Source organism: Actinomycetospora sp. C-140, from assembly GCF_054796175.1.
On record NZ_JBTWNF010000013.1, the window covers coordinates 80,193 to 99,412 of the forward strand.

Here is a 19,220-nt window from a genome sequence, read left to right on the forward strand (position 1 = left end):
GCGGTCATCGTCGATCCTCCGACGCCGACGCCGTTGGGAAGAGCACCGCGCGCTGCTCGGCGGTGTACGCGAACCTTCTCGTGGCCTCGTCGCGGCGGTCCTCGATCCTCGCCGTCGCCGACGGCCGCGCCGCGATCCGCGCGGACCAGGCGGCGACCGCCGGGTAGTCGATCAGGTCGATCCCGTGGTGGCGGCTCAGCCGCGTCCACGGGAAGCAGGCGATGTCGGCGATCGAGAACTCCTCCCCCGCCAGGTACTCGCGTCCGGCGAGGCGTTCGTCGAGCACCCGGTAGACCCGCTGCGCCTCCGCCCGGAACCGGTCCTGCGCGTACGGGTCCACGTGCCCCCCGTCCGGGGCGTAGTTCAGGAAGTGCGTGGCTTGGCCGGCCCCGGGGCCCTGGTTGGCGACCTGCCAGACCGTCCAGCAGATCGCCTCCCACCGGGCACCGGGGTCGGACGGCAGCAGCCGACCGGTCTTCTCGGCGAGGTAGAGCAGGATCGCCGCGGACTCGAAGAGGGCGAGCGGCTCGCCGCCGGGCCCGTCGTCGTCGACGATCGCCGGGATCTTCCCGTTCGGGTTCACGCGCAGGAACTCCGGCGCGAACTGGTCCCCGCGCGTGATGTCGACCCACCGGACCTCGTAGGGCAGGCCGAGCTCCTCGAGCGCGATGTGGATCTTTCGCGCGTTCGGGCTGACGAAGGCGAACAGGTCGATCACGACGGGCTCAGACGTTGAAACGTTCGCGCATCCGGTCGGCGTAGGCCACCAGGTTGCTCTTGGAGCGCGCGTGGTCGCGGCCGGCCCAGTCCCACGGCGAGTCGGTGATGTGGCGGAACGTCGAGTAGATCGTCGCGTCGTACGAGGTCGGCTCGTCGCCCAGGAAGAACGGCTTGTCGCCGAGGAAGGTCGACAGGGCGTCGAGGTCCTCGGCGAGGCACGCCACGACGTCCTCGTGCGACCGCAGGCCCATGCCCTGCTTCATGTGCTGGTCGTGGATCTTCTCGCGAAACGCGAGCAGCCCGTCCTGGGCCTCCTTCGGCAGGTCGTCGAACTCGGCGCCGACCACGTACGGCGTGTAGATCTTGAACTTCTCGACGGTCGTCCAGCGCGGTTCGATCACACCCGACCAGTAGGTGTACTCCTCGACCATCCGCTGGAAGGCCAGCCCGACGGCCTTGTCGGTCTCGCTGAGATGGTCGTCGAGCTTGTCGCCGTACTTGTCCTTGACGTACTGGAGGATCCGGGTCGAGTCGTTGACCTGCCGGCCGTCCTCGCGGATGAAGGGCATCTTCGCGGTCGGCGAGTCCTGCGACAGCGTGCCCAGGTCCTGCCGGACGAACTCGAACGGCACCCCGGCCATCGTCAGGTAGTTGACGACCTTCGTGACGAACGGGCTGATGCACGGGAGGCCCCACGCCGGGCCGTATCCGTAGACGGTGATCATTTCTTCCGGTCCTCCTTCACCAGGGCAGGTAGCTGCCGTCCGCGTGCTGGAAGCGGCCGGCGGTCTCGGGGGTCAGGGCGTCGAGCACCGCGACGAGCCGGGCCGCCGCGTCCTCGGGCGCGGCGAACGCCGAGGCGTAGCGCTCCATCTCGCCGGGGTCGATGACGTCGAGCAGGTGGGTCCGCACCATCCCCGGGTGCAGGGCCTGGACCATCACGCCCCGCGGCGCGAGGTCGTGGTGCAGGTTGAGGGCGACCATGTTCGCGCCGGCCTTGGAGATCCGGTACGCGTAGTCGCCGCCGCTGGCGTTGTCGCCGAGGGAGCCGACGCGGCTGGTGAGGATGCCGACCTTCGCGCCCTCGTCCAGCAGGCCGTGGAGCGCGCGCACGACGCGCAGCGGGCCGAGGGTGTTCACCTCGAACTGGCGGCGGGCGTCGTCGAGGTCGACGGTCGCGAGCGTGTCGAGATGCATGATCCCGGCGACGTGCACGAGCAGCCCGAGCCGGGCCCCCCGCTGCTCGAGGCGCTTGGCCAGGCCGGTGACGGCCTCGTCGGAGGTCACGTCGACGTGCGGTTCGACGGTGACCCCCGCTGCGGCGAGGTCGGCACCGTCGCCGAAGCAGACGGCGACGACCTCGCCGCCCCGCTGGTGGAGGTGGCGTGCCAGGGCGTGGGCGATCCCGCGGTCGGCCCCGACGACCAGCTCGACGGTCATGCTCAGGCTCCCCGGGTGATGACGGCGTCGGCGTCCTCGTGGGGCGCGGGTGCGGGCTCGCGGTGCTCGTCGCCCACCACGCCGGCCGCCACCATCCGGTCGACCGCCGACCGGTCGAGCCCGAGCTCGGCGAGCAGCTCGTCGTTGTGCTGGCCCAGCAGTGGCGCTCCCCGCGGCGGGTCGACGGGGGTGTCGGAGAAGCGTGGTGCCGGCCGCGCCTGGCGCAGCCGCCCCGCGACGGGGTGCACGGTCTCGACGACCGTGCCCGACGCCCGGATCTGCGGGTGGTCGATGAGCTCGCAGCGCCGCAGGGCGGGTGCACAGGGCACGCCGTGGGCCGGGAGGATCTCCAGCCACTCCGCGGCCGGGCGCCGCCGCAGTACCTCCTGGATCGCGGCGAGGCGCTCGTCGACGTTCTCGTCGCGCTTGGCGGCGGTGTCGAAGCGGTCGTCGGCGAGGAGGTCCGGCCGCTCGGCCGCCGCGCAGAACGCCTTCCACTCGCCGTCCTTCATCGTCGAGACGGTGATGTAGTCGTCGGCGGTCTCGTAGATGAGGTCGATGAAGCTCGCGGCCCGCTCGGGCTCCACCGGCCGGTCCGCGAACGTGTAGGCGTTCATGTCGGTGGCCCAGAGGAACGAGACCACGGTGTCGAGCATCGAGAGCCGGATGTGCTGGCCCTCCCCGGTGCGGGCGCGGGCCACGAGCGCCGCCGAGATCGCCTGGGCGCCCGCCATCGCCGTGAGCTTGTCGGGCAGCACAGTGCGGATCAGTCGCGGCCGGGCGGTGTCCGAGCCGGCCTGCACGGTCGTCAGCCCCGAGAGCGCCTGGACGATCGGGTCGTAGACACGGCGGTCCGCGTACGGCCCGTCCTCCCCGAAGCCGCTGATCGACAGGTACACCAGCCGCGGGTTGGCCCCGCGCACGTCCTCGTAGGAGATCCCGAGCCGCTCGACCACGCCGGGCCGGAAGTTCTGGACGAGGACGTCCGCCGAGCCGACCAGGCGTCGCAGGACGTCGACGCCCTCGGGGTGCTTGAGGTTCAGGGTCAGCGAGCGCTTCGACCGGTTGACGTTGACGAACATCGACGCGAGGCCCTCGGCCTGGTTGCGCAGCGCGCGGACGTGGTCGCCCGCGCCCGGCGGCTCGACCTTGATCACGTCCGCGCCCTGGTCGCCGAGGAGGTCCGCCGCCCAGGGGCCGGAGAGCATCGCCGACAGGTCGAGCACGCGGACGCCCGCCAGAGGACCCGCCATCGTTCACCTCGCGGAGCGCCACCGGATGTGTCTGGCGTCACACACTAGCGAGGTTCTCTTAGGAGTCAATTACTTCGTGAGAAGACGATCAGCGCCCGGCGTCGGGAGGCTCCAGGGTCAGCAGCAGCTTGCGCAGGAGCTCGCGCAGGCGGTCCTGTTCCGACGCGGTGAGCGCCTCGTCGAGCACCCGGCTCTCGGAGTCCATGAGTCCGACCAGCACCGTGTCGACCAGATCGACCCCGGCCGGCGTCAGCTCGACGTCGACACGGCGGCGGTCGGCCGTGTCGACGTGCCGGGTGACGAGCCCGGCCTTCTCCAGCTTGTCGAGACGTTGGGAGACCCCGCCGGAGGTGATCAGCGCGGACCGCGTCAGCTCGCCCGCCGTCCGACGGAAGGGGGGCCCGGCCCGCCGCAGCATCGCCAGCATGTCGATGCTGCCGCGGTCGGTGCCGAACCGGTCGAGCTGCGCCTTGCGCCGGTGCTCGAGATGGCGCCCGATCCGCCAGACCCGGCTGACGACGCCGATCGAGCCGACGTCGACGTCGGGGCGCTCACGGCGCCAGTCGCGCTCGACACGGTCGACGTCGTCCGCCCCGCCGCTGCCGGTGTCGTCCGGAGGGTCGTCCGAGGGGTCGTCCGGGGTGCCGCCCCCGGCGCCGAGCTCCGCGGTGGCCACCCGATCTCCTCTCGCGGTCGGACACTCCCCCGCGCCGGGAAGGATAGCGCTGAGCTTCTTACCGCCGGGTGGAATCGGGCCGGGCGCCTCGCGTCCCGCCTCCAGCGATGTGGCGGGCGAGGTGCTCGCCCACCGGAGACGAACGAACGGCGCTCTCGCTGCCTCGGTAGCAGCGAGAGCGCCGTTCGTGTCGAGACGGTGTGCGCGGACGGACGCCGCAGCACTGCCGGGAGGGCTAGCGGCGCTTCGGGCCGCGGTTCCCCCGGTCCGACGCCTTCTCGTCGCCCGACGCGCGGCGCAGCCCCATCGGGCGACCGGCGACGCGGGCACGCTGCAGGCGCTTGACCACCGGGCCCGGCACGTTGTCCGGGAGCTCGACCAGCGTGTGGTCGGGCCGGATGTCGATGTGCCCGATGTGCGCGGAGTCGAGCCCCGCCTCGTTGGCGATGGCGCCGACGATCGCGCCGGGCCGCACGCGCTGGTTGTGGCCGACGTCGATGCGGTAGGTGTCGCGACCCGAGCCGACGTCCCAGGACGGGGCCTTGCCGCGACCCTGGCCGCGGTCGGGCTTGCCGTCGCGGGCACCGCGCTTGTCGGGACGCTCGCCGCGCGGCGGCGGCGCCGGCAGGTCCTCGACCAGCAGCGGCTTGTCGCCCTGGACCATCTTGGCCAGCGAGGCCGCCAGCTCCAGCGGGTCGACGCCGGTCTCGGCGACGTAGTCGCCGACGATGCCGCGGTACACGTCCATCGGGTCGCCGCCGTTCACCGTGCCGTCGAGCGTGCCGGTGATGCGGTCGGCGAAGCGGCGCTTGCGCACCTGGTTGACCTCGTCGGTGCCCGGCACCGACATCTCCTCGGCCTTCTGCTTGGTGACGCCCTCGATCATGCGCATGGTGCGGATCTGGCCGCGCGTCACGAACGAGATCGCCTCACCGCTGCGCCCGGCCCGACCCGTGCGCCCGATGCGGTGCACGTAGGACTCGGGGTCGGTGGGCAGGTCGTGGTTGACCACGAGCGAGATGCGGTCGACGTCGAGCCCGCGGGCGGCGACGTCGGTGGCCACCAGCACGTCGATCTTGCCCGACCGGAGGTCGGCGATCGTCTTCTCGCGCTGGACCTGCGAGAGGTCCCCGGAGATCGCGACGGCCGCGAAGCCACGCCGGTTGAGCGCCTCGGTGACGTCGGTGGTGTTCTGCCGGGTGCGCACGAACACCAGGCAGGCGTCGAAGTCCTCGACCTGCAGCACCCGCGAGAGCGCGTCGGCCTTGAGCCGCTCGGGCAGCACGACGTAGCGCTGCCGGGTGTTGACGCCGGTCTGCGTCTTCGACTTGATCGAGACCTCGGCCGGCGCGTTGAGGTGCCGGCGCGAGACCTCGCGGATCGCCGCGGGCATCGTCGCCGAGAAGAGCGCGACCTGGCGCTGGTCGGGCAGCTGCTCGAAGAGCGCCTCGACCTCCTCGAGGAAGCCCATCTGGAGCATCTCGTCGGCCTCGTCGAGGACGAAGTGCGCGACGCGCGAGAGGTCGAGCGTGCCCTTCTCGAGGTGGTCGGCCACGCGGCCGGGGGTGCCGACGACGATCTGGCCGCCACGGCGCAGCCCGTGCAGCTGCGGGCCGTAGGGCGCGCCGCCGTAGAGCTGGACGACCTCGAGGCCGCGCACCGCGGTGCCGAGCCGCTCGATGGCCTCGGCGACCTGGATGGCGAGCTCGCGGGTCGGCGTCAGGACCAGCGCCTGCACGTTCTTCTGCGCCGGGTCGATCGCCGAGAGCATCGGCAGCGCGAACGCGGCGGTCTTGCCGGTGCCGGTCTGCGCGAGACCGAGGACGTCGCGGCCGTCGAGCAGCAGCGGGATCGTCTCGGTCTGGATCGGGGTGGGGGTCTCGAACCCGGCCTCGGCCAGGGTGCCGAGCAGGCGCTCGTCGAGCCCGAGCGCGGCGAAGCCGGACGCGGGGACGTCGGGCTCGGAGGCGTCGGGCTCGGGGGTCTCGTCGTGCTGGTGGGTCGCTTCGTCAGCGGCCTCGGGGATCTCCGGCGCCGTGTCGGCGTCATCGGAGGTGGAAGGGGCGATCACGTCGACGAGCTCGACGTCGTGATCGGTCAGGACAGCAGCGTTGGTCACGTAGTTCTTTCAGGAGAGGGAGCAAACGGACGCAGAGCTGTCCGTGGACCCGGTCACATCTCCGGCGTCTTTCCCAGACCGACAGCTCGGCTCTGTAACCAGTCTACGCGAGTGGTCATTCCCGACCGACGCCCTGTGACCGCCTCGACCGCGGCTACTTCTTCGCCTTGTTCTTCTCCACGGCGTTCTGGTCGGTGGAGAGCGCGGCGACGAAGGCCTCCTGCGGGACGTCGACGCGGCCGATCGTCTTCATCCGCTTCTTGCCCTCCTTCTGCTTCTCCAGCAGCTTGCGCTTGCGCGTGATGTCGCCGCCGTAGCACTTGGAGAGCACGTCCTTGCGGATCGCGCGGATGGTCTCGCGGGCGATGATCTTCGCCCCGATGGCGGCCTGGATCGGCACCTCGTACTGCTGGCGCGGGATGAGCTCGCGCAGCTTCGTGGCCATCGAGTTGCCGTAGTCGTAGGCGGCGTCGCGGTGCACGATCGCCGAGAAGGCGTCCACCGGCTCGCCCTGCAGCAGGATGTCGACCTTCACGAGGTCGGCGGCCTGCTCGCCGGCGGGCTCGTAGTTCAGCGACGCGTAGCCGCGGGTGCGCGACTTCAGGATGTCGAAGAAGTCGAAGATGATCTCGGCGAGCGGCATGGTGTAGCGCAGCTCGACGCGGCTGTCGGACAGGTAGTCCATGCCCTCGAGCGACCCGCGCCGCGACTGGCAGAGCTCCATGATCGGGCCGACGAAGTCCGCCGGGGCGAGCACCGAGACCTTGGTGATCGGCTCGTAGATCGCCGCGACCTTGCCCTCGGGCCAGTCGGCGGGGTTGGTGACCTCGGCCTCGGAGCCGTCGTCGAGCTCGAGGCGGTAGACGGTGTTGGGCGCGGTGGAGATGAGGTCGAGCCCGTACTCGCGCTCGAGGCGGTCGCGGGTGATCTCGAGGTGCAGGAGGCCGAGGAAACCGCAGCGGAACCCGAAGCCCAGCGCCGCCGAGGTCTCCGGCTCGTAGGACAGCGCGGCGTCGTTGAGGCGCAGGCGGTCCAGGGCGTCACGCAGGAGCGGGAAGTCCGACCCGTCGATCGGATAGAGCCCGGAGTAGACCATCGGCTGCGGGTCCCGGTAGCCGCCCAGCGGCTTCTCGGCGCCCTTGCGCTCCCAGGTCACGGTGTCGCCGACCCGGGACTGGCGGACGTCCTTCACGCCGGTCATGAGGTAGCCGACCTCGCCGACGCCGAGGCCCTGGCAGGGCTTCTGGTCCGGCGAGATGATCCCGACCTCGAGCAGCTCGTGCACGGCGTTCGTCGACATCATGCGGATCCGCTCGCGCGGAGTGATCTTGCCGTCGACGACGCGGATGTAGGTGACGACGCCGCGGTAGGTGTCGTAGACCGAGTCGAAGATCATCGCGCGGGCGGGGGCGTCGGCATCCCCGACCGGGGCGGGCACGCGGCGCACGACCTCGTCGAGCACGGCCTCGACGCCGTCGCCGGTCTTGGCCGAGATGCGCAGCACGTCCTCGGCCTCGCACCCGATGAGGTGCGCGAGCTCCTCGGCGTAGCGCTCCGGCTCCGCGGCCGGCAGGTCGATCTTGTTGAGCACCGGGATGATCTCGAGGTCGTGCTCCATGGCCAGGTAGAGGTTGGCCAGGGTCTGCGCCTCGATGCCCTGCGCGGCGTCGACCAGCAGGATCGCTCCCTCGCACGCGGCCAGCGACCGGCTGACCTCGTAGGTGAAGTCGACGTGGCCGGGCGTGTCGATGAGGTGCAGGACGTGGTCGCGCATCTCGCCGTCGGGGCCCGCGGCGTACCAGGGCAGGCGCACGTTCTGCGCCTTGATCGTGATGCCGCGCTCGCGCTCGATGTCCATGCGGTCGAGGTACTGGGCGCGGTAGGCCCGCTCGCCCAGCACACCGGTCATCTGCAGCATGCGGTCGGCCAGCGTCGACTTGCCGTGGTCGATGTGCGCGATGATGCAGAAGTTGCGGATCCGGTCCGGCGGCGTGAACGTCTCGTCCGCGTACCCCTTGGTGCCCGGCCGCCCAGGGTTCGTGTCGGACTGCTGGGTGGTCTGGCTCAACGGGTTCCTCACGTTCTGGCTCGGCCGGGTCGCCACCATCGTCCCATGAGCCCCGGGCGCGGTCGGCGATGTACGGGGTTGGTAACGTGGTCGCCACTGCGTGAGGCGGTTGAGCGCCCCCGCGCGCTCCCGTGACGCCAGACAGGCACCGACAGACGAGGTTCGAAGACTCCCGTGGCGAACATCAAGCAGCAGGTCAAGCGCATCCGCAAGAACGAGGAGGCGCGCCAGCGGAACAAGGCGGCGAAGTCGCGCATCAAGACCGCGATCCGCCGCTACCGCGAGGCCGTCGAGGCCGGCGACACCGAGGTGGCCACCACCCGGCAGCGCGAGGCCGCCCGCCTGCTCGACAAGGCCGTCAGCAAGGGCGTCATCCACAAGAACCAGGCGGCGAACAAGAAGTCGCGCATGGCTCACCGCGCCGAGCGCTTCACCGTCGACGCCAAGGCGGGCAAGACCCCGGCCTGAGCCCGGCCCCCAGCACGACCACGACCACGGCCCGTTCCCGGTTCGCCGGGAGCGGGCCGTGGTGCGTGTGCGGGGTTGTCAGCGAAGTGCCTTCGCAGACGCTGAGCGTCCGTATCGGTACTTCGATCACCGGTCAGCGGCGGGTGCTGCCCCGCGCCGCGACGACGAGCTCGACGGCGTGCTCGATGGCGTACGCCGGGTCGGCGGCCGCGCCCTTGACGTCGGCGTTGAGGTCGGCGACGACGCCCATCGCCTGCGTGAGCCCCTCGGCGCCCCAGCCCCGCGCCTGCCCCTGGGCCTTGCGGACCTTCCACGGCGGCATCTTCAGCGCCGACGCCATGGCGTACGGATCGCCGCGGCCCGCCGCGCTGACCCGCGCGACCGTGCGCACGGCGTCGGCGAGGGCGTCGGCGAGCAGCACGTGGGGCACGCCGGTCTCGAGCGCCCAGCGCAGCTCCTCGACCGCGCCCAGGCGGTCGCCGGTGATCGCCTTCTCGGCGACGGCGAAGCCGGTGACCTCGGCGCGTCCGCGGTGGAAGCGGCGGACGGCGTCCGCGTCGATGTGGCCGCCGGAGTCGGACGCGAGCTGGGAGGCCGCGGCGGCGAGCTCGCGCAGGTCGGACCCCACGGCGTCCATGAGCAGCCCGAGCGCCTCACCGGTGATCTTGCCGCCGGCCTGGCGGATCTCGGTGCGCACGAAGTCGGCCCGCTGGTCGTCGGACAGCGACGCCGCGGACGCCTCGTTCGCGCCGGCCGAGCGCAGGCCCTCGAGCAGGGCGTCGCCCTTGGGCTTCGCGGGCTCCTTGCCCTTCGCGGGCCGACGCCCCTTGCCGCTCTTCGGGGGCCCGCGGTGCACGACGACCAGCGTCACCCCGTCGCTCGGCGTCCTGGCGTAGTCGAGCAGCAGCGTCGTGACCTCGGCGCCCGCGTCGTGGCCGTTCTCCACCACGACCACGCGCGACTCGGCGAACAGCGACGGGCTGACCAGTTCGCCCAGCGTCCCCGCGGTGAGCTCCCCCGCGGGCACGTGCGACACCTCGACGGCGGGGTCGGCGTCGCGTGCCGCGGCGACCGCACGCGCCACCGCCCGCTCGACCAGCAGCGCCTCGTCGCCGACGACGATCTGCAGCGGCGCCGGGGCCTCGGGACTCACCCGTCGATCGTGTCACGGCGTCCCGACAGCTCCGCCCGGGACATCGTGAGGCAGGTCTCCACCGCGCGCCGCTCGGTGGTCGGGCTCCGGCCGGTGCCGTAAAGTCCTCCGCCGGACGTGCCCGAGGGGCCTCCGACAACCGAATACGGCTCATCCAGAGGGGTAGAGGGACCGGCCCGATGACACCCCGGCAACCGGCGCCAGCGTTCTGCGGGCGATCACGGTGCCAATTCCGACCCGTTCGCGGGGAAGATGAGGAGGATTTCCTTCCATGACGCTGACCGCCCAGCCGACGACCAGTACCGGCTACGACCTGGGCCCCGCCTGCGCCCTCGCCTGCCGGGCCTGCGGGCACCGTATGGACCTGGCCGCCGAGTTCGCGTGCCCCCAGTGCTTCGGCCCCCTCGAGGTGGCCTACGACTTCGGCCGCGTCACCCGCGAGGACATCGAGCGCGGCCCCCGCAGCATCTGGCGCTACAAGGACCTGCTGCCCGTCCCGACCACCGTGGCCGAGCACCCGAACATGGACCCGGGCTGCACCCGCCTGCTGCGCGCCGACCGCCTCGGTGCCGCGCTCGGGATCAGGAACCTGTGGGTCAAGGACGACACCGGCAACCCGACGCACTCCTTCAAGGACCGCGTCGTCGCGGTCGCCCTCGCCGCCGCCCGCGAGCTGGGCTTCACGACGCTCGCCTGCCCGTCGACGGGCAACCTCGCCAACGCGACCGCCGCCGCGGCCGCCCGGGCCGGGTGGGACTCCGTCGTGCTGATCCCCGCCTCGCTCGAGCGTGCGAAGATCCTGATGACCGCGGTCTACGACACGAACCTCCTCGCCTGCGAGGGCACGTACGACGACGTCAACCGCCTCGCCACCGAGCTCGCCTTCGAGCAGGAGGAGTGGGCGTTCGTCAACGTCAACGTCCGGCCCTACTACGCCGAGGGCTCGAAGACCCTCGGCTACGAGGTGGCCGAGCAGCTCGGCTGGCGCGTGCCGGCCCAGACCGTCATCCCGATCGCGTCGGGCTCGCAGCTGACGAAGGTCGACAAGGCCTACGCGGAGCTGATCTCGCTGGGGCTGGTCGAGGGCGGCGACTACAAGGTCTTCGGAGCCCAGGCCGCGGGGTGCTCCCCGGTCTCGACGGCGTTCCGCGAGGGCACCGACGTCGTCCGGCCGCAGAAGCCCGACACCATCGCCCGCTCGCTGGCGATCGGGAACCCGGCGGACGGCCCTTACGTGCTCGACGCGGTGCGCCGCTGCGGCGGCGTGGTCACCGACGTCACCGACGAGGAGGTCCGCGACGGCATCCGGCTGCTCGCCCGCACCGAGGGCGTCTTCGCCGAGACCGCGGGCGGGGTGACGGTCGCGAACGCGAAGAAGATGGTCGAGTCGGGCGATCTCGACCCCGATGCCGACACCGTTCTGCTGATCACCGGCGACGGGCTGAAGACCCTCGATGCCATCGAGCACCAGGTCGGCCCGAAGGCGACGATCCCGGCGACCTCGAAGGCCGTCCGCGAGGCGCTGGGCCTCTAGCTTCCTCGGCGCGAGGGGCACCCGATCATCTCCGACGAGGGTCGGGGCGGGGGTCGCCACGCGCGACGACGGCGGGCCCACCCCGCGGGTCGGGCGAGACGACGACCGCGAGGTCGCCGGACTCGTCGGTGCGACGCACGAGAGCTCCGCCGCGGGCGAGCACGCCCAGGATCCCCGGGTTCGGGTGGCCGTAGGTGTTGCCGCGGCCGACGCTCACCAGCGCGAGCGAGGCGTGCACCGCGGTGAGGAACGTGGGCAGCGACGACCGCGACCCGTGGTGGGGCACCTTGAGGATCTCGGCGTGGAGGTCCGCGCCCGAGCCGAGCAGGCCGGACTGCGCGGAGCGCTCCGCGTCACCGGGCAGCAGGACCCGCCCGACCGGGGTGTGGGCGCGCAGCACCACCGAGGTGTCGTTGACCGCGGTCCCGTCCTCGCCGTCGACGCGCACCGTGGGGCGGACGGGGCCGAGCACCTCGAGCGCCAGGCCCGGCCACCGCAGCACGGTCCCGCGCCCGAGGGCGACCAGGGGCGCCCGGGCGGCGGCGCTGCGGCCCATGACCTGGACGAGCGTGTCGCCCGGATCGCGCGCCGGACCCAGCGCGACGCCGCCGACCGACCGGCCGCCGAGCGCCCCCGCGAGGCCGCCCACGTGGTCGGCGTGCAGGTGGGTCAGCACGACCAGCGCGAGCGAGCGCACACCCAGCCGGGTCAGGCAGCCGTCGATCGCCCCCGCGTCCGGCCCGGCGTCCACGAGCACCGCGCGGCCCGGCTCGCCGGTCGCGAGCACGAGTCCGTCACCCTGACCCACGTCGCAGGCCACCATCACCCACTTCTCCGGCGGCCAGCCCGGCGGGATCACGCGGGTCGGGACGATGACGAGCAGCGTCCCGACGAGCACGGCGGCGACCACCGCGCGCAGCCGGCGCCAGCGCAGTGCGGCCGCGACGAGCACCACCACTGCAGCCAGGGCCAGGGCGCCCGCGACCCCGCCGGGCCACGCGAACGTCGCGCCCGGGACGGCCGCGCACCGGCGCGCGACCCACACCAGCCACGACACCCCGGGACCCGCGAGCCACACCAGCGCGTGGGCGCCCGCGGTCCACCCCGGCGCGACGGCCGCGGCGAGCACCCCGAGCACGGTGACCGGCGCGATCACCGGCGCCGCCAGCAGGTTGGCGACCACCGCGACCAGGCTGACCTCCCCCGACAGGCCTGCGATCACCGGCGCGGTGACCACGTGGGCGGCCACCGGCACCGCGAGCGCCTCCGCGATCCCCACCGGCAGCCCGCGCGCCCGCAACCGGGCCACCACACCGGGTGCGAGCAGCACCAGCGCCCCGGTCGCGAGCACCGAGAGCGCGAACCCGGGGTCGGTCGCGAGGCCCGGGTCGACGAGCAGCAGCACGATCACCGCCGCGCACAGCGCCGGGACCACCGACCGTCGCCGACCCACCGCCAGCGCGAGCACCGTGATCCCGCCCATCACGGCCGCGCGCAGCACGCTCGGCGACGGCCGGGCCAGGACCACGAACCCCACCAGCGCGAGCCCCGCCAGCACCGCCGCCGTCCGCGGACCCAGACGACCCGACCGGGCGAGCAGCAGCACAGCACCGCAGACGATCGCCACGTTCGTGCCGGACACCGCCGTCAGGTGCGTGAGGCCGGCGGTGCGGAAGTCGTCGGCGAGCCCCGAGCTGATCCCCGAGGTGTCGCCGACCACCAGCCCCGGCAGCAGCCCGGCCGGGTCCTCGGCGAGCACGGCCCGGGCCGCGTCGCGCAGACCGCCCCGCAGATCGCCGGCGACGCGCTGGGCGGTCGGCACCGGCCCGACCGCACGAGGCGGACCGCGGACCTGGAGGACGGCCACGGTGAGGTCGGCGCGGTCGGGCGGGGCGAGGCGGCCCCGGGCGCTCACCACCTGGCCGGGCAGCAGGTCCCCCCACCCGTCGGCAGGAGCCAGCAGGACGACCCGCCCACCCGCGCGCCACGTCACCCCCGCCCCGACCTGCCCGCTCACGAGCTCGCCGCGCACCACGACCCGCCCCGCCCCCGGCACGCTCGACCGCACCGGTTGCGGGTCGGCGGTGAGCACGAGGTCCAGGCGCGCGGAGGCGCCGGTGCCGGTGGCCGGGCGCAGCGGGTGGCTCGCCACGGCGAACGCCCCGAGGCCGGCGACGAGACCGACGGCCGCCGCGCACCCACCGGTCGCGATCACCACCGCACGCCATCCCGATGACCGAGGAGTCTCGGCCACCCCGGACCGTGCTCCGCGCCGCCGCACCGCGATCCCCAGCGCGACCACCGCCACCGCCACGAGGACCGCCGCCGCGCCCCACCCGGCGGTGAGGGCCGCGACGGCGACGCCCCAGGAGGCGAGCGCCGCGGGCACGAGCCGCAGGTCGGGCGGCGCCACGGGCTCCGTCTCCGAGACCGGCGCACGCCCCGGACTCCCCCGCCCCGGACTCCCCCGCCCCGGGCTTGCATCGCCGGGCTCGACCACCCGGCGATCGCTCACACCGTCACCAGGTCGCGGAGGGTCGCGAAGCGGGCGTCACCGATGCCGCTGACCTCCTGCAGCTGCTCGACGGCTCCGAAGCGCCCGTTCTGCGTCCGCCACTCGAGGATGCGCTGGGCGGTGACCGGACCGACGCCGGGCAATTGGTCGAGCTGTTCGAGGGTCGCGGTGTTGAGGTCGACCCGCCCCCCACCGCCGGGAGCGCCGGCCGCAGCGTTCGCGGGAGCTCCCGCCGGCGCCCCGCCCGCCGCCGCACCCGCCGGCGCGGCCGGGGCCGGGACGCCGACCACGACCTGCTCGCCGTCGGAGAGGCGGGCGGCGAGGTTCAGCCCGGTCATGTCGGCGTCGGGCGCCGCGCCGCCGGCGGCCTCGACCGCGTCGCCGACGCGGCTCCCGGGCGGGAGCCGCACCAGCCCCGGACGTGTCACGCGCCCCGACACCGACACGACGATCGGGCCCGCGTCGGCCGGGGCCGCACCCGGCACGGCCAACGGCCCGGCCGTGGCGGACGACGGCCCCGCCACGGCGGGCAGCGCGGGTACCGGTTCGGCGACCGGGCGCCCCGCCCACACCCCCACCGCGGCGACGACCGCGGCGACCGCGGCCACCGCGGCGAGAGCCAGGGCTCCGGTGCGCCCGGGGTCCCACCGCGCCCCTGCCCACGACGCCGGCACCCACCGCCCGAGCCAGCGTCGCGCCCGCTCCCCCGGTTCCGGTGGGTCCCACGCGCTCCCGCGCGCGGCCGGACGCACGGACTCGTCGTCCTCGTCGTCCCACCAACCGCTCCCGCGCGCCACGGGCGGCGTTTCGTCCTCCCACGACTCGTCGTCCCCGCGCGTCCGGGACGCACCGGACCGCGGCGGCAGCCGCAGACGCGCCGCGGGGGTGCCCTGCGGTGCGCCGGGCCAGCCGACCCGACCCGCACCACCGCGTTCTCCCACCTCGACGGTCTCCTGCGGGCCCCAGCGCTCGGGGCGATCGCCGACGACGGCCGGCGGATCCCCGAGCGCCCGCAGCCGGGCACGGGCGCCGTCGGGAACGAGCGGTGAGGGGCGGGCCATGCGCGGGACGCTAGGAACACGCCCGTCATCCCGGACAGCGTCGACCGCGGCCCTGGGGACAACCGGCGACGCTGGGGACGGACCGCGGCGCGGTCGGGGCCGGGGCACGTCCGAACGGCGGACACCAACCGCCCGGGGGCCGCAGGCGCCCTCAGACCCCCGGCATCGCCAGCATGCGTCCCAGGCGGCGCATGTTGCTGCGCCCCGCCACCCGCAGGCCCGCCGCGAGCGCCGGCAGGACCGGGCGCAGGGTGCGTCCGGCCGCGAGCTCGAGGGTGAGGGTCAGCCGACTGCCCCGGTCGCGGGGCTCGACGGCACCGTGGAGGTCGATGTCGAGGCCGCGGAAACGACACCGGGTGCGCCAGTGGGTCGGCCGGGTGTACTCGAGGATCTCGGCACTCCCGCGCCCCAGCCCCAGCCAGGTCCCGTCGAAGCGCGCGCCGGGTCCCACGGGATCCGGGCCGACCAGGTCGATGCGCCGGGCCGCGGGGTTCCACACCGCCTCGGTGCGCAGGTCGGCGACGTGGTCGAACACGGTCTCCGGGTCGGCGTCGGAGTCCAGGTGGTTCACCACGATCGTCACGGCGCCATCCTCGTCGTCCGGAGGTCGGGGCACATCCGGCAAAGGGCGGGCAGCCGTCACCGTCCGGCCAGCGCCTCCCCCACCGCCCGACCGACCGCCTCGCCGACGGCGCGGTGACCCGTCCAGCCCCAGTGCATGCCGTCGGGGTTGCCGTGCCCGCCGAGGACGTGCGCGGCCACGTGCGGCACCGGGTCGACGAGGACGACGTCGTGCGCCGCCGCCCACGCCGTCATCGCCGCGACGTGGCGCTCCCGTCCGGCGTGCACGCCGCCGTAGGCCGGCGCCCGGTGCACCGCGGGGAGCATGCCGACCACCGGGAGCCCCGGGATCAGGGTGGTCACCGCGACGCGGAGCCGCTCGAGGTACCGCACCGTCTCGGCGGGCGGCAGCGCGACCGGCCCGACGCGGCCGAGCACCCGGGCGACCTCCGGCGTCGCCCGCCGGTGGGCGTCGCGCACCGCGCGCCGCAGCCACGTCGGACGCACCGCCGGGATCAGCTCGCGCACCGCCGTCGGCACCGGCGACGGCAGGGTGTCCATCCCGCCGACCCCGAGGACGACGGCGTCGGCGTGCCGCAGCGACGCCCAGATCCGGGGGTCGCCGACCATCGCACGCCAGGCGTGCCGCGCGGTCCACCCCAGACCCGCGTGCAGCTCGGCTCGCCCGCCCAGCGCGTGTGCGGCCACGTGCGGCCAGAGTCGCGGCTCGTCGGCGGGCTCGGCGCGGTCGGGGCCGTGGAAGGACAGCGAGTCGGCGATCACGACGAGGACCGGGTCCCCCACGGTCACGCGCCGAGGCCCCAGGCCCTCAGCCGCCAGCGGTCGATGCGGTGCTCGAGGATCGCCCAGGCGCAGTTCCCCAACGGCGAGAGCGAGTGCCACGTCTCGACCGGCCACCCCAGCGCCGAGGCCGTCAGTGCCCCGATGGTGCCGCCGTGGGCGACGACCATCGCGGTCTGGCGCTCGTCGGTGCCGCCCAGTTCCGTGTCGAGCTCGGCGAGCACGGGGAAGGCGCGCTCCGCGACGTCGACACGGGACTCGCCGCCCGGCGGCGCCCACGCGGGATCGGTGCGCCACGCCTCCAGCCCGCCGGGCCAGCCCGCTTCGACCTCGGCCCCGGTCAGGCCTTCCCAGTCGCCCAGCGACGTCTCGCGCAGGCGGGGCTCCGGCCGCGGGACCAGGCCGGCCTCCTTGGCGACGGCCTCGGCGGTGCGCCAGGCCCGGACCTGGTCGGACGCGACGAGCAGCGCGGGCTCGTAGGCCGCGAGCAGCGGTGCGGCGGCCAGGGCCTGCGCACGCCCGGTGTCGTCGAGGTCGGGGTCGAGGCGGCCCTGCATGCGGCTCTCGGCGTTCCACATCGTCCGCCCGTGACGGGCGAGGACGAGTCGGGACAGGCTCACTCGCCGGCGGCGGACTGGTCGGCGGGCGGGCCGTACACCTCCGCGGGCAACGGCACGGCCGGGCAGTCCTTCCACAGCCGCTCGAGCCCGTAGAACTCGCGCTCGTCGCTGTGCAGCACGTGGACGACGATGTCGCCGAAGTCGAGCAGGACCCAGCGGGCCTCCTGCGTGCCCTCGCGGCGCACCGGCTTCGCGTCGAGGGGCCGCAGCTTCTCCTCGACATTGTCGACGACGGCCTGCACCTGGCGCTCGTTGGGCGCGGAGGCGATGACGAAGGCGTCGGTGAGCGGGAGCCGCTCGGACACGTCGATGGCGACGACGTCCTGGGCCAACTTGTCGGCAGCGGCGAGCGCGGCGGTCTCGGCGAGACGGCGTGCGCGGTCGGTGACGGCCACGAAACCCTTCGGAGGTCGACGGCAACGGCGCTGTGATGGTACTCGACGCCATCAAGGGCGCGCGGCCGTCGCATACTGGGCCGATGTCGGACTACGGGGACGGGCTGGCCCAGGGCGCCGACCTGGTGGCCGCCGCCGAGAACGCCGTCTCACAGGCCACCGCTCCGCTCGGGGGCCGCCGACCCGACCTGCTCGCCCTCTTCGTCTGCCACCCCGACCCCGCCGAGATCGCCCGCGCCGGGGAGCGGGCGATGGAGGTCGCCGGGGCCCGCGTCGCCGTGGGGTGCAGCGCCGGTGGCGTGATCGGCGACGGGCGGGGTGTCGAGGCCGCGCCGGCGGTCGCGGCCTGGGCGGGGGCGCTGCCGGAGGCGACCTTCACGCCGTTCCACCTCGACGCGAGCCGCACCGACACCGGCATCGTCGTCGGCGGCATGCCGGCGCGTACCGACGCCGACGAGGTCGCCCTCGTGCTCGCCGACCCGTACACCTTCCCCATCCAGGGCTTCGTCGAGCACTCCGGGACGGCGCTGAAGGGGCTGCCGATGGTCGGCGGGCTCGCGTCCGGCCCGGGCGGGGCCGGCGGCACGCGCCTGTTCCTCGACGGCACGGTGTACGAGCGCGGCGTCGTCGGCGTGACGATCGGCGGGGACGTGCGGGTCCGCACGCTGGTCAGCCAGGGGTGCCGTCCCGTCGGCCCCGCGATGACGGTCACGGCGGCCGAGGGCCCGCACCTGCATGGTCTGGCGGGGCAGCCCGCCTACCGGAAGCTCGAGCAGATCATCGGCGAGCTCGACGAGGCCGAGCAGCAGATGGTCGCGCAGGGCCTGCACCTCGGGGTCGCGATGGACGAGTACGCCGACGACCACCGCCAGGGCGACTTCCTCATCCGCGGCGTCGTCGGCGCCGACCCGGACGAGGGCACGGTGACCGTGGGCGACATCGTGGAGGTCGGCCGCACCGTGCGGTTCCAGGTGCGCGACGCCGCGAGCGCCGACGCCGACCTCGACTGGCTGATGACGCGCTTCCGCGGCGAGGGCGGCACGGCCGGCGCCCTGCTGTTCTCCTGCAACGGGCGGGGCCGGGCCATGTTCCCCGACGCCGACCACGACGTCCTCGCCGTCCGGCGCGGCCTCGAGCCCCAGGGCGTGGCGGGCTTCTTCGCCGCCGGCGAGATCGGACCGGTGGCCGCGCGCAACCACCTCCACGCCTTCACGGCCTCGGTGCTGGCGTTCGGGGACTCCGCGTAGCCGGGGCCGTCCGTCCGGGGGCCCTGTCGAGGGCGGGTGCGGTCACTCCTACGGTGGACGCCGTTCGCGATCGCCTCGCCAGGAGCACGACATCACCATGAGCCCCGCGCACCGGCCCGACGGCCGGCGCTCCCCGGAGGACGACCGGCCTCCCCTGGAGGACGCGCCGCGCACCCCGGAGCCCCCGCGGCGCCTGCCCGACGACGTCGTCGCCCTCCTGCGCGGCCCGAACCCCTGCTTCGTCGCGACGGTCATGCCCGACGGCTCGCCGCAGACCACCGAGACCTGGGTCGACACCGACGGCACCCACATAGTGATCAACACCGTCGAGGGCTTCCAGAAGGTCCGCAACCTGCGCCGCGACCCCCGCATCTCGGTCGCCGTCGCCGAGGCCGGTCGACCGAGCCGGTACATCGCGGTCCGCGGCCGGGTCGTCGACATCACCCCCGACGGCGCCACCGAGCACATCGAGCACCTGTCGCGGCGCTACCTCGGCGGCCCCTACCCGTGGTTCGGCGGCCGGGAGCAGACGCGCCTGATCCTGCGCATCGTCCCGACCGCCGTGCACCGCCAGGGCTGAGCGACCGGC

General features: G+C 74.1%; 18 protein-coding genes and 1 riboswitch. Of the genes, 4 read left to right on the forward strand and 14 right to left on the reverse strand.

Annotation, left to right across the window (positions count from 1 at the left end):
* Positions 1-4: 4 nt before the first annotated feature.
* From ACR9E3_RS21165 to lepA, 7 genes are all read right to left on the reverse strand, one after another.
* The gene (locus ACR9E3_RS21165; protein WP_460382506.1) at positions 5-718 is read right to left on the reverse strand and encodes a glutathione S-transferase family protein; all 714 of its coding nucleotides are present in this window, start codon (positions 716-718) and stop codon (positions 5-7) included.
* A gap of 7 nt (positions 719-725) precedes the next feature.
* On the reverse strand, positions 726-1,445 hold the full coding sequence (gene isoI / locus ACR9E3_RS21170) for an iIsoprene-epoxide--glutathione S-transferase (RefSeq protein ID WP_460382507.1): 720 nt from the start codon (positions 1,443-1,445) through the stop codon (positions 726-728).
* 16 nt (positions 1,446-1,461) lie between these two features.
* Positions 1,462-2,160, reverse strand: a complete 699-nt coding sequence (isoH, locus tag ACR9E3_RS21175) for a 1-hydroxy-2-glutathionyl-2-methyl-3-butene dehydrogenase (protein ID WP_460382508.1) — start codon at positions 2,158-2,160, stop codon at positions 1,462-1,464.
* Positions 2,161-2,162: 2 nt separating this feature from the next.
* Positions 2,163-3,413 (reverse strand): CaiB/BaiF CoA transferase family protein, encoded by a 1,251-nt coding sequence (locus tag ACR9E3_RS21180; RefSeq protein ID WP_460382509.1) that lies wholly within the window; start codon positions 3,411-3,413, stop codon positions 2,163-2,165.
* Positions 3,414-3,501: 88 nt separating this feature from the next.
* Entirely contained in the window at positions 3,502-4,089 is a 588-nt protein-coding gene (locus tag ACR9E3_RS21185; RefSeq protein ID WP_460382510.1) for a MarR family winged helix-turn-helix transcriptional regulator, read from the reverse strand.
* A gap of 235 nt (positions 4,090-4,324) precedes the next feature.
* Entirely contained in the window at positions 4,325-6,208 is a 1,884-nt protein-coding gene (locus ACR9E3_RS21190; protein ID WP_460382511.1) for a DEAD/DEAH box helicase, read from the reverse strand.
* Positions 6,209-6,362: 154 nt separating this feature from the next.
* The gene (gene lepA, locus ACR9E3_RS21195) at positions 6,363-8,276 is read right to left on the reverse strand and encodes a translation elongation factor 4 (protein ID WP_460382512.1); all 1,914 of its coding nucleotides are present in this window, start codon (positions 8,274-8,276) and stop codon (positions 6,363-6,365) included.
* A gap of 174 nt (positions 8,277-8,450) precedes the next feature.
* On the opposite strand from lepA, the gene rpsT reads away from it, so the two are divergent.
* The gene (gene rpsT, locus ACR9E3_RS21200) at positions 8,451-8,744 is read left to right on the forward strand and encodes a 30S ribosomal protein S20 (protein WP_285654156.1); all 294 of its coding nucleotides are present in this window, start codon (positions 8,451-8,453) and stop codon (positions 8,742-8,744) included.
* A 133-nt stretch (positions 8,745-8,877) separates the two neighbouring features.
* Here rpsT and holA read toward each other — a convergent pair whose 3' ends face one another.
* On the reverse strand, positions 8,878-9,897 hold the full coding sequence (holA, locus tag ACR9E3_RS21205; RefSeq protein WP_460382513.1) for a DNA polymerase III subunit delta: 1,020 nt from the start codon (positions 9,895-9,897) through the stop codon (positions 8,878-8,880).
* A 147-nt stretch (positions 9,898-10,044) separates the two neighbouring features.
* Positions 10,045-10,156: riboswitch (SAM riboswitch) on the forward strand.
* A 12-nt stretch (positions 10,157-10,168) separates the two neighbouring features.
* Here holA and thrC point away from each other — a divergent pair.
* Positions 10,169-11,431, forward strand: coding sequence for a threonine synthase (thrC, locus tag ACR9E3_RS21210; protein ID WP_460382514.1), 1,263 nt, complete (start codon positions 10,169-10,171; stop codon positions 11,429-11,431).
* Positions 11,432-11,456: 25 nt separating this feature from the next.
* On the opposite strand, the gene ACR9E3_RS21215 is transcribed toward thrC, so the two are convergent.
* The 6 genes from ACR9E3_RS21215 to rsfS all read right to left on the reverse strand — a co-directional run bounded on the left by ACR9E3_RS21215 (position 11,457) and on the right by rsfS (position 17,384).
* Positions 11,457-13,844 carry a ComEC/Rec2 family competence protein gene (locus ACR9E3_RS21215; RefSeq protein WP_460382515.1) on the reverse strand — a complete coding sequence of 796 codons (2,388 nt, stop codon included), beginning with the start codon at positions 13,842-13,844 and terminating at the stop codon, positions 11,457-11,459.
* Between the two features lie 98 nt (positions 13,845-13,942).
* The gene (locus ACR9E3_RS21220) at positions 13,943-15,007 is read right to left on the reverse strand and encodes a helix-hairpin-helix domain-containing protein (protein WP_460382516.1); all 1,065 of its coding nucleotides are present in this window, start codon (positions 15,005-15,007) and stop codon (positions 13,943-13,945) included.
* Between the two features lie 151 nt (positions 15,008-15,158).
* Complete coding sequence (locus tag ACR9E3_RS21225) at positions 15,159-15,590, reverse strand: SRPBCC family protein (protein ID WP_460382517.1); 432 nt, start codon at positions 15,588-15,590, stop codon at positions 15,159-15,161.
* Between the two features lie 56 nt (positions 15,591-15,646).
* Entirely contained in the window at positions 15,647-16,378 is a 732-nt protein-coding gene (octT, locus tag ACR9E3_RS21230; protein WP_460382518.1) for a diglucosylglycerate octanoyltransferase, read from the reverse strand.
* The gene (locus ACR9E3_RS21235) at positions 16,375-16,989 is read right to left on the reverse strand and encodes a histidine phosphatase family protein (RefSeq protein WP_460382519.1); all 615 of its coding nucleotides are present in this window, start codon (positions 16,987-16,989) and stop codon (positions 16,375-16,377) included. The genes octT and ACR9E3_RS21235 overlap by 4 nt, the downstream gene beginning before the upstream one ends.
* Positions 16,986-17,384 (reverse strand): ribosome silencing factor, encoded by a 399-nt coding sequence (gene rsfS / locus ACR9E3_RS21240; protein ID WP_460382520.1) that lies wholly within the window; start codon positions 17,382-17,384, stop codon positions 16,986-16,988. Before rsfS ends, ACR9E3_RS21235 begins: the two co-directional genes overlap by 4 nt.
* Positions 17,385-17,467: 83 nt before the next feature.
* On the opposite strand from rsfS, the gene ACR9E3_RS21245 reads away from it, so the two are divergent.
* Complete coding sequence (locus ACR9E3_RS21245; RefSeq protein WP_460382521.1) at positions 17,468-18,631, forward strand: FIST signal transduction protein; 1,164 nt, start codon at positions 17,468-17,470, stop codon at positions 18,629-18,631.
* 97 nt (positions 18,632-18,728) lie between these two features.
* The gene (locus ACR9E3_RS21250) at positions 18,729-19,211 is read left to right on the forward strand and encodes a TIGR03618 family F420-dependent PPOX class oxidoreductase (RefSeq protein ID WP_460382522.1); all 483 of its coding nucleotides are present in this window, start codon (positions 18,729-18,731) and stop codon (positions 19,209-19,211) included.
* Positions 19,212-19,220: the final 9 nt, after the last annotated feature.